The organism is Roseobacter insulae (assembly GCF_019375555.1).
Lineage (GTDB): Bacteria > Pseudomonadota > Alphaproteobacteria > Rhodobacterales > Rhodobacteraceae > Roseobacter > Roseobacter insulae.
This window is the reverse complement of the sequence record NZ_JAHXDN010000001.1, coordinates 158825-171993: the sequence shown is the minus strand read 5'-3', so window position 1 is coordinate 171993 and position 13169 is coordinate 158825. Positions and strand designations below refer to the sequence as shown.

Annotated in this window: 15 protein-coding genes; 7 read left to right on the top strand and 8 right to left on the bottom strand. The window is 59.8% G+C overall.

Annotated features, from left to right (window positions below; translation table 11 throughout):
• Positions 1-7 precede the first annotated feature (7 nt).
• The 6 genes from KX928_RS00835 to KX928_RS00810 all read left to right on the top strand — a co-directional run bounded on the left by KX928_RS00835 (position 8) and on the right by KX928_RS00810 (position 4210).
• On the top strand, positions 8-1036 hold the full coding sequence (locus KX928_RS00835; RefSeq protein WP_219497871.1) for a glutathione S-transferase family protein: 1029 nt from the start codon (positions 8-10) through the stop codon (positions 1034-1036).
• Between the two features lie 85 nt (positions 1037-1121).
• Positions 1122-1478, top strand: coding sequence for a hypothetical protein (locus KX928_RS00830; protein ID WP_219497869.1), 357 nt, complete (start codon positions 1122-1124; stop codon positions 1476-1478).
• The gene (gene nrtS, locus KX928_RS24275; RefSeq protein WP_219497867.1) at positions 1475-1768 is read left to right on the top strand and encodes a nitrate/nitrite transporter NrtS; all 294 of its coding nucleotides are present in this window, start codon (positions 1475-1477) and stop codon (positions 1766-1768) included. The genes KX928_RS00830 and nrtS overlap by 4 nt, the downstream gene beginning before the upstream one ends.
• The gene (locus KX928_RS00820; RefSeq protein ID WP_219497866.1) at positions 1768-2385 is read left to right on the top strand and encodes a TetR/AcrR family transcriptional regulator; all 618 of its coding nucleotides are present in this window, start codon (positions 1768-1770) and stop codon (positions 2383-2385) included. The genes nrtS and KX928_RS00820 overlap by 1 nt, the downstream gene beginning before the upstream one ends.
• A 183-nt stretch (positions 2386-2568) precedes the next feature.
• Entirely contained in the window at positions 2569-2982 is a 414-nt protein-coding gene (locus KX928_RS00815; protein WP_257883469.1) for a MarR family winged helix-turn-helix transcriptional regulator, read from the top strand.
• Positions 2983-2995: 13 nt separating this feature from the next.
• Entirely contained in the window at positions 2996-4210 is a 1215-nt protein-coding gene (locus KX928_RS00810) for an MFS transporter (protein WP_219497862.1), read from the top strand.
• A gap of 355 nt (positions 4211-4565) precedes the next feature.
• On the opposite strand, the gene KX928_RS00805 is transcribed toward KX928_RS00810, so the two are convergent.
• From KX928_RS00805 to KX928_RS00775, 7 genes are read right to left on the bottom strand one after another with little or no spacing between them, the layout of a single operon-like run.
• Positions 4566-5342 carry an HpcH/HpaI aldolase family protein gene (locus KX928_RS00805; protein ID WP_219497860.1) on the bottom strand — a complete coding sequence of 259 codons (777 nt, stop codon included), beginning with the start codon at positions 5340-5342 and terminating at the stop codon, positions 4566-4568.
• A complete protein-coding gene (locus KX928_RS00800; RefSeq protein WP_219497858.1) occupies positions 5339-5743 on the bottom strand; it encodes a RidA family protein in 405 nt (134 codons plus the stop codon). Before KX928_RS00800 ends, KX928_RS00805 begins: the two co-directional genes overlap by 4 nt.
• Before the next feature lie 4 nt (positions 5744-5747).
• On the bottom strand, positions 5748-7775 hold the full coding sequence (locus KX928_RS00795) for an alpha-ketoacid dehydrogenase subunit alpha/beta (RefSeq protein ID WP_219497856.1): 2028 nt from the start codon (positions 7773-7775) through the stop codon (positions 5748-5750).
• Positions 7776-7780: 5 nt separating this feature from the next.
• A complete protein-coding gene (locus tag KX928_RS00790; RefSeq protein WP_219497854.1) occupies positions 7781-9097 on the bottom strand; it encodes a TRAP transporter large permease in 1317 nt (438 codons plus the stop codon).
• Positions 9097-9609 carry a TRAP transporter small permease subunit gene (locus KX928_RS00785; RefSeq protein WP_219497852.1) on the bottom strand — a complete coding sequence of 171 codons (513 nt, stop codon included), beginning with the start codon at positions 9607-9609 and terminating at the stop codon, positions 9097-9099. The genes KX928_RS00790 and KX928_RS00785 overlap by 1 nt, the downstream gene beginning before the upstream one ends.
• Positions 9610-9669: 60 nt before the next feature.
• Entirely contained in the window at positions 9670-10674 is a 1005-nt protein-coding gene (gene dctP / locus KX928_RS00780; RefSeq protein ID WP_219497850.1) for a TRAP transporter substrate-binding protein DctP, read from the bottom strand.
• Between the two features lie 37 nt (positions 10675-10711).
• Entirely contained in the window at positions 10712-11611 is a 900-nt protein-coding gene (locus KX928_RS00775; protein ID WP_219497848.1) for a beta-keto acid cleavage family enzyme, read from the bottom strand.
• 112 nt (positions 11612-11723) lie between these two features.
• On the opposite strand from KX928_RS00775, the gene KX928_RS00770 reads away from it, so the two are divergent.
• Positions 11724-12587: a LuxR C-terminal-related transcriptional regulator gene (locus tag KX928_RS00770; RefSeq protein WP_219497846.1), complete on the top strand. Its 864-nt coding sequence runs from the start codon at positions 11724-11726 to the stop codon at positions 12585-12587.
• A 403-nt stretch (positions 12588-12990) separates the two neighbouring features.
• Here the strand turns inward: KX928_RS00770 and KX928_RS00765 are convergent, their stop codons facing one another.
• Positions 12991-13164, bottom strand: coding sequence for a hypothetical protein (locus KX928_RS00765; RefSeq protein WP_219497844.1), 174 nt, complete (start codon positions 13162-13164; stop codon positions 12991-12993).
• Positions 13165-13169 lie beyond the last annotated feature (5 nt).

Here is a 13169-nt window from a genome sequence, read left to right as displayed (position 1 = left end):
AAAAACCATGACGCTTCAATTTGATACACACGACCTAGCCAAAAAAGCCCGCCTTGCCGCCGTTGGCGACCCCGGCCGGCGCACTGTTGTTTCGGCCGACCACCCGCGCCCGGACACGCCACGTGACGAAAACGCAGCGGACCCGCGGCTTGAGCTTTTTCACTTTGTGATGTCGATCTGCTCACAAAAAAGCCGCGCTGCTCTTTTCGAGGCCGGGTTGGAATACGGTTCTAACGAGGTGGTGATCATGCCGCCGGTGAACGAAAACTACATCGAGCAATACGTGGCTCTGCGCATGGCATCGCAAGCTGCTGCAGAACAACCGCTGGTTGGTGGCTATACCGGGGCGACGGGAGTGCACGGAGAAGGGTTCGATCCGATGGTGGTCCCGACTCTTGTCGATCACGAGACCGGGCAGGTTATCACCGACAGCCGGGACATTGCGCTTTATGCTAACACGCTGTCCGGGGACAGGCTCGTCCCCGAAACCATCCACGATGCCGTCATGAAACAGGTGGATATTGTCGATGGCCTGCCGCATGCCGGTCTTTTCTACGGGGCCAACCCCGATGGTGACCATCGCCCGCCGCCTATCCAGGCAGGTATGAACGGCGCACATCTGAAAAAAATCGAACAAGTGGAGCGCCGCAAGGCGGAACTGCCTGTGGACTCGCCCCTGCATGCAGCCTACGCACACAAGCTGAAAAAGGAACGTGCGGGCAAAGCATTCATCGCCGACCCGGACAATATGCGGGCGCTGATCGAACAGACGAAAACTGCGATCAACGCGTTGGAGGTGGACCTGACCGCCACCAGGACGTCATGGGTGACGGGTGACACGTTTACCTTGGCCGATACGTTCTGGGGCGTCAGCCTCTTTCGCCTGCTCTATCTGGGATACGATTGGATTTGGGCGGAATTGCCCGGCGTCTCCGCCTATGCGGATCGCTGCTTTGCGCGCCCGTCGATTCTGGCGGGCGCCATCTCCTGGCCCGGCCACCCGCCCGGTGCGGCCATTGAACGGTACGCGGTCTGATCCGCGGGCGCGGCGTGTACAAAAGTACGTCGCACCCGGGACCTGCCGTCGCGATGATTTCATGAAAACGGGACGATGTACAAAAATGCCAAATCTGATTGTCACGATAAGCAACAAATTGGATTGGGATGATGCCCAGTTGCAGGTGATCGCATCCAGGATGGAAGCGGCGATACAATCGCAGTTGGACTTGCCATCTCATGTCCCGAATGTCCTGTTAGTTCGGGCGGTGACTGCGCCACATACTGCGGACGTCTTCGTGGAATTCATTTACCGGACAGCGCCGTCAAGGAACGGGGCGGTGATGACCAAATTGGCTACCGCCCTGGCTGCGACCTTGCCGCCGGACCACGCAGGGACGTTTGCTTTCCGTGCCTTCGGTCATACACAAGAGACACTGTTCGCCACCGATATCGATCTCACACAAAGTCAAGTCGCATGATCTACCGTGATGTGCGTCTCGCGGATTGGTGGACGACATACGGGCCGATGGTGCGGCGTGCGTTCAAGGTGGCGCTTTTTGTCGGCCCGATCCTCGCCTGCATAAATCATGGGGATGCCTTTTTTGCGGGAACGCTGACGCCTGTTGCAGTGGGCAAGATTGCCGTGACGTTTTTTGTCCCGTTCTGTGTGTCTTTCGTGTCTTCCATTCTAACATTCAGGCAACAGACAAAACATGCGAAGATCGACGATAGTACGATAGCTCGGAATGCGAATATAAGGACCCATTGATGGTTGGCGTGAAACAATTTGACATTAATGAGGCACTGGACCGTGCGATGGCTGTGTTCTGGGATCTTGGCTATGAGGCGACGTCGGTTGACGATCTGACCAAAGCCACAAGGGTTAGCCGAAGCAGCTTGTACAATACGTTCGGAAACAAAGAAGATTTGTTCATCCTGGTCATCGATCACTATCTCGAAAAGTCGCGTCCGGCGTTTCAGGCGGCATTGGATCATGCTGATTTGTACGCGGCCGTCCTCGGCGCATTAACGGTCCTCAAGGACCGGTTGATGGAAAAGTCATCTAAGGCAGGGTGTTTGTTGGTGTTGGCCGCGGAAAACAGCGAAAGTCGCGCGCCGGGCATAAAGCGTCGCGTGGCCCGTGCGTTTGCTGACGAGGATCGCGCGTTTTATGCGCGCTTTCGGCAGGCACAAGTTGATGGGCAGTTGGCTGCCGCCGCCGATGCACAAGTTCTGGCACGTTTCTTTTCCGCTCAGGGCCGAGCCATGGGCATCAACGCCCGCATATCGGGCGACCCTTCGGTCCATGACGACGTTATCAAAATGTCATTGGAAGCATTGCGCCCATATTTGCAATCGCCACTGACAAAAAGCGCATCCGCTTGACCTGAATGGTCATTCCGCAGCTACAGAACCGTTTGATCAAGTTCGGCACAAGACGCACATTCCTCTGAAAAGCATCAGACTCTCTTTGCAGCTTTTTTGAAGCCGGGCAGGCACGGGCTTTCATTTTGGCTCATTCCCGCTTCGAATCCTTGCCTAAAGCAAAAAAGGGTATATACCCGCATTATGACTGAAAGATGCATCTGCACAGCTTTGCGGCAGGTTGTTGCGTACAGCACTGAGCCTTGCGACACCGTTCTTGAACCCGTCGGCATTAAGGCGACGATGTTCCGCCTGCTTAGAAGCCTCGAGGGAACAGAAGGCATTTCCATCAAGGACCTTGCCGCCCGGACTAGCCTCGAGCGAAGTACGCTGGGGAGCAACCTGCGTGTGCTCGAGAAACAGAACCTCATCGAAACCGAGGTCGCACAGGACAAGCGCGCCGGACATATTCGGCTGGCGGATGACGGGCGGGCAACCTTGCAAGCTGCGATCCCGCTGTGGCGCCAGTTGCCAAGTGACCTTTCCGATCTAATCGCGGCGGATGCCATCGCGCTTATAACATTCTGGCCGATCTGGAGGCCTCACACATACCTCTGACAGGAGACTCGTCATGACAACTCAGCCTTCAAAGTGGCACGGGGCCGGTGTCGCCCTGATCTGCGGATCCCTGATCCTGCTCATTTCGCTGGGCGTTCGGCATGCGTTCGGTCTTTTCCTCCAGCCCGTCAGCATGGACCAAGGATGGGGACGCGAGACATTTGCCTTCGCCATCGCATTGCAAAACCTTGTCTGGGGCGCGAGCCAGCCCTTCACGGGAATGGTTGCCGATCGCTATGGCGCGAAACTTGTCGTTGCGATCGGGGCCGTTCTGTATGGGCTAGGTTTGTGGATGATGAGCATCGTGGCCGGCGAACTGATGTTTATTCTGGGCGCGGGTGTGATGATCGGGCTCGGCCTGTCGGGCACGACATTTCCGGTAATTTTCGGCGCAATAAGCCGCCTCGTAGCCCCGGAACAACGCTCGCTGGCGATGGGGATCACGATGTCGGTAGGGTCGTTTGGTCAGTTCGCAATGTTGCCCCTGTCCCTGAGCCTGATTGTGGGGCTGAATTGGCAGGGGGCACTAATTGCAATGTCGGTTCTGGCGCTGGCAATGCTGCCGCTTGCATTCGGCATTCGATCGGAGGCAGCACCGGTTGCCAATGCTCAGGAGGACGTCAGCTTCGGCCAGGCCCTGCGGGATGCCTTCGGGGAAAGGGATTTCTGGCTTTTGTCGCTGGGCTTTTTCGCCTGCGGGTTCCAGGTCGTGTTCATTGCCGTGCACCTGCCCGCATTCCTCGCTGACGAAGGGCTTGGCAATGGCGTGGCGACCATGGTGCTGGCGTTGATCGGCCTCGTCAATATCGCGGGCACCTACTATGCCGGTTTGTGGGGGGGCCAACATCGCAAACCGATGCTTTTGTCGTGGATCTATATTGGGCGCGCCCTGGCAATAGCCTCCTTTGTTCTGCTGCCTGTGTCCGCGCCGACGGCCTATGTTTTTGGTGCGATGATGGGTCTGTTTTGGCTCTCGACAGTGCCGCTGACCAACGGCACAGTGGCGGCCGTTTTTGGGGTCAAGCACCTGTCGATGCTGGGAGGTATCGTTTTTTTCGCCCACCAACTCGGGTCGTTTGCCGGCGGATGGCTGGGCGGATGGCTGTATGACCGGACGGGTAATTATGACATGGCGTGGGGCGTTGCCATTGCGCTCAGTCTTTTTGCCGCGGTACTAAATTGGCCGATCACGGAGCGAAGCTTGGCAGAACGGAGACTCGCGGCATGACGCAAGTGCGTATTAGCAACGGTTTGGTTGTTGTCCTTCTCGGTATTGTGCTCACTATGATTTTCCTCGCGTACAGAAGCCCACTCTTGGAGATTTATTTGACGCAATGGGGGATCTGTTAGCTCTCAGATATTGCTGGCTGGCAGATGAAATTGGCGGCTTCAACGCAGAACGCTAACGATAATTTCCATATCGTCGTGACCGAATACCGCCCCGGGGATATTCACTCAACCGGTAACAATAATGGATCCCAGTTTTACGGAGATCGACTGAGTTGTAGCTGTGTGGGACCGGAACAAGGTCATGCGCGACCAGCCCGCTAGGCGAACTGACTGCGAAGCCTGCCGTAAAAAATTCAGCTCAATTTAGCCGCCCAACTGGCAAAGGCCTCCGCAATAAGGATCTTGTCGGACCCGACGACGAATGTCGTCACATCTTCTCCGCGCCAATGATCGACGAGGTCGCGGCATTCGGCGGGGGTGGGGGCGAAGACCGGCATGATTACCGGCAGACCGGCAGAGGTTCCCGCGCGCGCCATCTCGGTGACGGCGCGTTGCACCTCGTCGCACCGCCAATCGCCGTTCAGACCCATGGACACCGAAAGATCGAAGGGGCCGATCATCAGCGCCGCCAGACCGGATGTGGCGCAGATCGCCTCGATGTTGCGACGCCCCTCTTCGGTTTCAACCAGCGCAATCGCGCCGGTGCGCGCCTCTTCTGCGGTCACGTAGCTGTCCCAGTTGCGGATGAAGTGGCCGCCGGACCGGCAGCAGGGACAGGCGCCGCGCAGACCGTGCGGCCCGAAGCGGGTGGCAGCAACGGCGGTTTCGGCCTCCTCTGCGGTCTCGATATTTGGCACGACCACGTGGCGGATACCCGCATCGAGCGCCTTCATGATCTCGACGGGATCATTGCGCGACACCCTGAGCGCCACCGCGATGTCATTGGCATCCGCTGCCCGCGCGAGGTTTTCGGCGGTTTCGATGCCGAAGGGGCCATGCTGGCAATCAATGATCGTAAAGCGGAACCCGTTGAGCCCGATCAGGTCGACCAATTCGGGTGCGACCATCTGGGTCCATGTGCCCAGTGCTGTCTGATCCGATGCCAGCAGCGCTTTGAGATCGCGGGTCATGCAGCGGTCAGGCCGAGCACGGCCTTGCATTTGATCTCGACCAGAATGCCTGGCATCGAGAAACCTTTGACGGCAAACCCGGTCCACGTAGGAAAGGCAGCGGTGAAATAGCGATCCTTGACCTCGAGAAAGGTTTGCAGGTCCGCCATGCTGTCGGAAAACCAGGTTTCCAGCTCGACCACATCTTCAAAACCCGCTCCCGCTGCATCGAGCACGCGCTTGACGTTCTCAAAGGCCTGAACGAATTGCGCCTCCGTGCCCTCGACCACATTCAGGTTCTCGTCGCGGCCCACCTGCCCTGATAGATAGAGCGTATTGCCCACCTGAATGGCTGGGGCGTAGTGGTAGGTGTCATAGATGTTCTCCATCCCCTCGGGGATGATGACTTTACGGGTCGTCATGGGCTCACCTCCTGTAACAAACGGACTTGATGGCTTGGGCAATGCGGGACGCATCCGGCATGTAGTCCCGCTCAAGCCGGTCGTTGTAGGGCACGGGCATTTCGGGTGCACCGACGCGCGCTACGGGGGCATCAAGCCAGTCGAACGCCTGTTCCTGAATGGTCGCGGCGATCTCGCCGCCGAAACCGCCGAACAGCGGGGCCTCGTGGACAACCACGGCGCGATTGGTCTTTCGGACCGACGCGCGGATGGTTTCGGCGTCCAGCGGCTTGATGGTGCGCGGGTCGATCACTTCGACGCTGATCCCGTCCCTCTCGAGCCGCTCGGCGGCCTGCACCGCGCGGTCCACCATCGCGAGGGTGGCGACGACGGTGCAATCGCTGCCCTCGCGTACGATCCGCGCGCGCCCCGGTGCGATCCGGTACCGTTCTTCGGGCACGGGTTGTTCCCCGCCGAGGTAGAGCAGCTTGTGTTCCAGAAACACCACAGGGCCGTCATCAGCAATCGCTGCGGCCATGAGGCCCTTGGCGTCATAGGCCGAGGCCGGGGCATAAACCTGCAGGCCGGGAATATTGGCAAAGAACATCTCAAGCGACTGGCAGTGCTGCGCGGCAAGCCGGATACCTGCCCCCTGTGGGCCGCGAAAGACGATGGGCACAGAGGCCTTGCCCCCCAGCATGAACCGCGCCTTGGCGGCCTGGTTGACGATGGCGTCCATCATCAGCGTGACAAAATCCCAAAGCTGCGCTTCAACGACCACACGTTTGCCGCGCATGGCGGCCCCGACCCCGCAGGTCGACATGGCTCCTTCGGAGATGGGGGTGTCCCGCACGCGCTCGGTGCCGAACCGGTCGGCAAGACCTGGCGTCAGGCCGAAGATACCGCCGGTGGTGCCGACATCCTCGCCAAGAATGATGACGTTCTCGTTGGCCTCCATTTCCAGCGCGAAGGCTTCGGTGATCGCCTTGCGGTAGGTGAGCATGCGACTGCCCGCTGTGGGTTCGGACGGGGTGTACGTTGCGGGCGGCAGGACATTTGACATGGCCAGCGCCATGTCCGGTTCCGCCTGATCCCGGGCCCAGTCGATGGCCTCTTCGACTTCGGTTGCGACGTCTTGCACCATGGCGTCAAAGGCGGTGTCCTCAAGCTCGGACGCCTGCGCCAGTCGCGCGCGAAGGCGGGGAATGGGATCGCGCGACTTCCACGCCTCTTCCTCGGCTTGAGCCCGGTAGGACGGCAGGTTGGCGCGCATGGAATGGTCATCCCAACGGTAGGTTAGGGCCTCGATCAGGGATGGCCCTTCGCCCGCGCGCGCCCGTAGGGCCGCGCGCTCAACGGCGTCGAAGACAACTGCGACATCGTTGCCGTCAATCCGCTCGTTCGGCACGCCGTAGGCATCGCCGCGCGCCGCGATGCTGGGACCTGCGGTCACGGCTTCGGTCGCGGTCGTCAGGCCGTACTGGTTGTTCTCGCAGAAAAAGATCAGCGGCAGTTTCCAAACGGCGGCAAGGTTCATCGCCTCGTGAAAAATGCCTTCGTTGGCGGCGCCATCGCCGAAAAAGGTGATCCCGATGTTGCCGGTGCCGTTCAACTGTTCGGCCAGCGCCGCGCCAGTGCCAAGGCCCATGCCCGCACCAACAATGCCGTTCGCGCCCAGAATATTGCGTTCGAAATCGGCGATATGCATGGAGCCGCCCAATCCTGCGCAATACCCGGTGGCCCGGCCCATCAGTTCGGCAAACATCCGGCCCAGGTCAGACCCTTTTGCAATCGTATGGCCGTGTCCACGGTGATGGGTCAGCAGGAAATCATCCGCCAGCAGTGCCGCGCAGGCGCCTGCGGCGATCGCCTCCTGGCCCACGCTGGAATGCGCGGTGCCCTTGATCACGCCCTTGAGGAACAGATCCTTGGCGCGGGTTTCGAACTGCCTGATGCGCAGCATCATGCGCAGCGCAGCGCGCATTTCGTCCGGGCCCATGCGGTTGCCCGGCGCAGGTTGCGGCAGCGTATCGAGGATATGCACGCCCGCCATCGCGATCACCCGTAAACCAGTTTCGGCAGCCAGAGCGACAGATCGGGCCACATCACAACGATGACAAGCGCGATGATCTGAAGCCCGATGAAAGGCCATTGCGCGGCGAAGATCTCGGACAGTTGCAGCGTGTCGCCCGCCGCACCCTTGAGATAGAAACATGCAGGCCCGAAGGGCGGGGTGAGATAGGCGATCTGCATCGACAGGTTGAAGACGATGCCGAACCAGATCGGGTCATAGCCCAGTTGCGTCAGCACCGGCAGAAAGATCGGCATGGTCAGAAACAGGATGCCGATCCAGTCGATGAAAAAGCCCAGAAGGACGAAGACGCCGATCATCACCGACAGGGTGACCGCGGGGTCCTGACTGACCCCGGCCAGCATTTCCGAGGCAAAGGTGATCCCGCCCATCAGGTTGTAGACGCCGATCAGCGCGTTGGTGCCAAAGACCAGCCAGAAGACCATGCCGCAGGTTCTGAGCGCCTGCACCAGCACCTCGCGCAGCATGGTGAAGCTGAATTCATTGCGCACCCACGCGGCGATGGCGGCACCAAAAGCACCAAGCGCGGCGCTTTCGGTGATGGAGGCGAACCCTGCATAGATCGACACCAGCACGCCCCCCGCCACTGCCATGGGCAGCGCAACGCCCTTGAACAGGGCCAGCTTCTGGCCCAGGGGCATGTCGCGTTCTTCGGGGGGCAGCGGCGGGCCAAGGGTCGGGTCCAGCCCGCACCGGATCAAGATATAGGCGACATAAAAGCTGGCCAACATCAGGCCGGGCACCAGCGTGGCCAGGAACAGGTGCGAAATCGAGACCTCGGCAGTCAGGCCGTAAAAGATCAGGATGATCGAGGGCGGGATCATGGTGCCGAGGCTGCCGCCCGCGGTGATCGTGCCGATGGCCAGCTTGCGGTCATAGCCGAGGTTCAGCATCTGGGGCAGGGCGATCAGCCCCAGCAGCACGATCTCCCCGCCGATGATGCCCGTCGTGGCCCCCAACAGAACGGCGACGCCGGTGGTGACCACGCCGATGCCGCCACGCACCGACCCGGCCCAGACGTGAAACGCCCGGTAGAGGTCGCGCGCGACGCCCGATTTTTCCATGATCGAGGCCATGAGAACGAACATCGGAACGGCGATAAGCTCGAAGGATCCGACGAATTCCGCGGTGCGGGTCGAGATCAGGAAAAACCCGGCAGTGCCGAAATTGGCATAAGCCAGCACGACGGCGATGGCACCGGACACAAAGGCAACCGGCACGCCCAACAGAAGCAGGATGGACATCGCTGCGACGATCAATAACGAGACGGAGCCGATATCCATTACTCGGGCCGCCCATTGATATCCGCGCGATGTCGCACCAGCAGATAAAACTGCCGCAGAACCGCTGCGAGAAACAGAAATGCGCCGATGAAAAGCGCGAACTTAATGAAGGCGGGCAGCGGCGTATTCCACGAACTGCCCGAGCGTTCGGGAAACCACGATCCGTCCGGCATAAAGCGAAAGAGCGCGCGTTGCGAGATGAGCCAGCCTGAATAGGTGAGCGCCCCGAGATAGAGCAAACCGCAGCCCAGAGACAGGTATTCCGTGAGCCGAAACAGCCCGGGCGAGAGTTTGTCGCGCAGCACGGTCACCCGCATATGGCTGCCCTCGATCATGCAGAACGCGCCCCCAAGAAGAAAGGCCAGCGCGCCCAGAAGCCCGGCAATCTCGTGCGCCCAGAACGTCGGCGCGCCAAAGCCGTAGCGGGCCACGACCTCAAAGACCATCATCAGCACGATCAGGGCGAACCCCCATGCCGAAAGCTCGGCCAGTTTCTTGATCAGCCATGCCATTCGGTTCGCCTGTCAGGATGAGAGGGGACCGGAGCGCGCGCCGCGCACCGGTCTGTGCGATTACAGGATGCCAAGGCTGGTCATGTAGGCCTTGTGGCTGTCCACGATCGCGCGGGCGTCGTCATTGCGGCTGCCCCAGTCTTCCCAGACCTCGAGCAGCATGTTGCGGAACTTTTCCGCATCCGCGTCGCCGAATTCGATGAACTCTACGTTCAGCTCGTTCTTGGCCTTTTCGATGGCCGCGACCTCCTGTTCACCCAATGTGGTCTTGAGCGTGTCCGACAGACCGTTGCAGGCCTCTTCGAACTGGTTCTTGGCAGTGTCCGACAGCGCGTTCCATTTCGCGGCCGACACCGACATCTCGGTCACCGGCATCGAATGGCGGGCAAAGATCGAATAGGGGGCGTTCTGATACATCCCGAAGGCCATGTTTAGGCCGACATTGGCAAGGTCCGACGCATCGAGCACACCGGTTTCAAGCGCGCCGATCGCATCGCCGGGCGTCAGGTTGACCAGGGACGCGCCCGCCCGCGTCAGCAGATCGGACGGAAGCCCGCCGGGTGCGCGGATCTTGATCCCCTGAAAATCGTCGACGCTGCGGATCGGCACGGTGGAGGGGATCTGTTCCTGCGGCCAGTGGATCGCACAGATCATATGCATGTCGTATTTCGCATAGAGCGCGCGCCCGAGCTCGAGCCCGCCGCCCTCGGTGAACCAGTTGTCGCGCACATCGACATCCGGATAGGCGGACAGCGTATCGCCCAGCACGGCGAATGCGGGGTCCACACCGGCAAAGAATGTCGGGCCGGTATAGTGCCCATCAAGCAGGCCGTTGCGCACCGCTTCGAGTGTTTCGGTCGGCCCGACGACCGCGCCACTGGGAAACACCTGAATCTCGATTGCGCCGCCGGAGCGTTCTTTCAGGGATGCGGCCATGTCTTCGAACGCCGTGGTTGTGGCGGCCGTCACCCCCAGGAATGTCTGCATCTTGAACGTCTCGGCTGTGGCCGCCCCGGCCATCAGAGCCAGCGCCGCGACGCCGACAAAGAGTTTGGTATGTTTCATTGATTTCCTCCCTTGGATTGTTCGTGAGTGGTGGCCCTCAGGCCGCGACGCGCAGTTTCGGCATCTGGAGAATTTCGCGCGTCTCGGACACGGTCGCGGGCTCGCGGCCCATGGCGCGGGCCTGTGCGGCGACCTTGGCGATCACTTCGGCATTGGTCATATGCCGCGCCCCGTCCATGTAGGCGTAATCGCCAAGGCCGATCGAGATATGGCCGCCGTCGCGGATGATCTTTTCGGTCAGCTCGAACAGGTCGCCCTTGTAGTTCACGACCGTCCAGACACATTGAAAATCCCGGGGCAGGAACATGGTGTGGGCGTTCAACCCATCCTCGGTGCCCGGATGGCCTGCAAAGATGATCTCATCCGTCATGCAAAAGCAGATATAGGCGGGATCGCTCAGCACGCCCATTTTCAGGAACTGTTCGATCTGACGGGTAAAACTGACGTTCCAGCTGACCAGATAGGGTTTCAGGCCGTGGTGCTTGATGCGTTCGGCAAAGTGCATCAGCGTGCCGGTAGAATTCTTGTAGATCAGGTCTGTCGTGTCGTATCGGCCCGCCTGCGGATTCCACCAATCGACATTGACACTGCCGGTATCCATGGGTGCGAAATCCGGTGCCGTCTCGGGTGATCGCATCATTTCCTCGATGGCGGCAAAGCGGCCCGCGGCATCCGTATCATTCGCCACATATCCCAGTGTCGGATGGATCAGGATGTCGGATTGGGCGCGGATTCCGGCGTTGGTTTCAAGATAGAATTCCGGGGCATGTTCCGGCGCGCCATCCGCGGTGCGGCCATGATAATGAAAGACCGATGCCCCCTCGTCATAGCAGGCCTTGGCATCGGCGATGATCTCGTGCGGCAGGAAGGGGACATGCGGATTTCCGAGGCGGGTGGCCAGCTCATTCACGCGCGCTTCGATGATGATCTTGTTCATGCGTCCTCCTCCGCCTGTGCCGAAAGTTATAGCAGATCGGACTGATGTGCATAGCGAAAGTTATATTTCAGTTGCAAATGCTCTGTTTATATATATCCTAAGATATATGTTCGTGGATCCCTCCCATACCCCGCACCGCCCCGATGTCGCCGACCTTCTGACCGACCAGTTTCCGGGTCACACGATGCAGCGGATGCGGACGATTGATGGAAAATACCGTTATATTTACGTCAGTTCCGGTGTTCTGAAGACCTTCGGCCTCGATCCCGCAGAGCTGATGAACGCCCCTGCGGTGGACCACGGCTGGATTCATCCCGAAGACCGCCCGCGTTTTCTGGATGAATTGGAGCAATCCGCGCGCGATCTGACCCCCCTCGACATCGAAGTGCGCGTCGAATCATTGAGCGGCGGCTATCGGTGGGTGCGCTCTTTGGGCCAGCCGCGCAGGCAACCGGACGGCGCGACGATCTGGGATGGTGTGGCGCTGGATGTCACGGATCGGCGCGAAGCCCTGAACGCCCTTGAACGCGCCATGGACGAAGCGCGCCGAAGCGAAGTCGCCGAAGGTCGGTTCGCCTATATCGCGGCGCAGGATCTGTCGGGACCGCTCGGCGCGCTGCGCACCACCATCGCGGATCTGCAATCTGCCGACGCGGCGGACACGGATCGCATATCGCCGCTTATCGCGGACCTCGCGCAACGGTTCAGCGACTTCGAAATCGCGCTTTCGGCCACCAAGGACCTTGTCGCCGCGAGCCAGTCCGATCCCGCGACCAAGCTGCCCGAGGCGGACGACCGGCTGACGCGGAGACAGCAGGAAATCCTGACGCTGATCAGGGACGGAGATTCAAACCGGATGATTGCGGCAGCCTTGGGCATCTCCGAGGGTACCGTCAAGTTGCACGTCAGCGCGATCCTGAAAAAGCTCGACGTGCGCAACAGGACCGAAGCGGTAAGGGCCGGGCTGAAACGATAATTCTCATTTTACGTCACTAATCGCCAAGCATTCTGTATAGGGCCGACAAGTGCGGAAGTGTAGCCAATACGTCGTCTATGCAGGTGCACAGAACAGCAAATTCAGAACAGATCCAGCCCTAGCAACCATCTCAACTTGCGATGCCAGCTCACGAAGATCGGCCGCCCCTAATGGGTGGCCGTCTTTCGTTTGTAAGTTGAGATTTGAGCGCCCTCCCGCAACCACTGACAACGAACGCCCCGCAGTTAACCCTGCGGGGCGTCGGTCGTTTTGGTCTACCATTTCCATAATCGCACCCAATTCACCATGGAGTCCCACATCGAACTCCGTGTTTGTTGGGATCACCTTGATATGGTCGATCAAGCCCTGGATCGCTTCGATGGTACGATGACGTATTGCAGGATCACTCAATCCATTGCTTAACAGGCTGATCTTGTTGCATAAACTGACCGGTGTTGTGTATCGGGATGATGCTGGTCTGTTCTTCATGGTGAATGATTTCTGTTTCCAAGACCTCCTTCTCAAATTCCAGATCGCCGTGCCTGAGTGCCATCCTCTGCGGGACGCTCAATGCCATTTCCA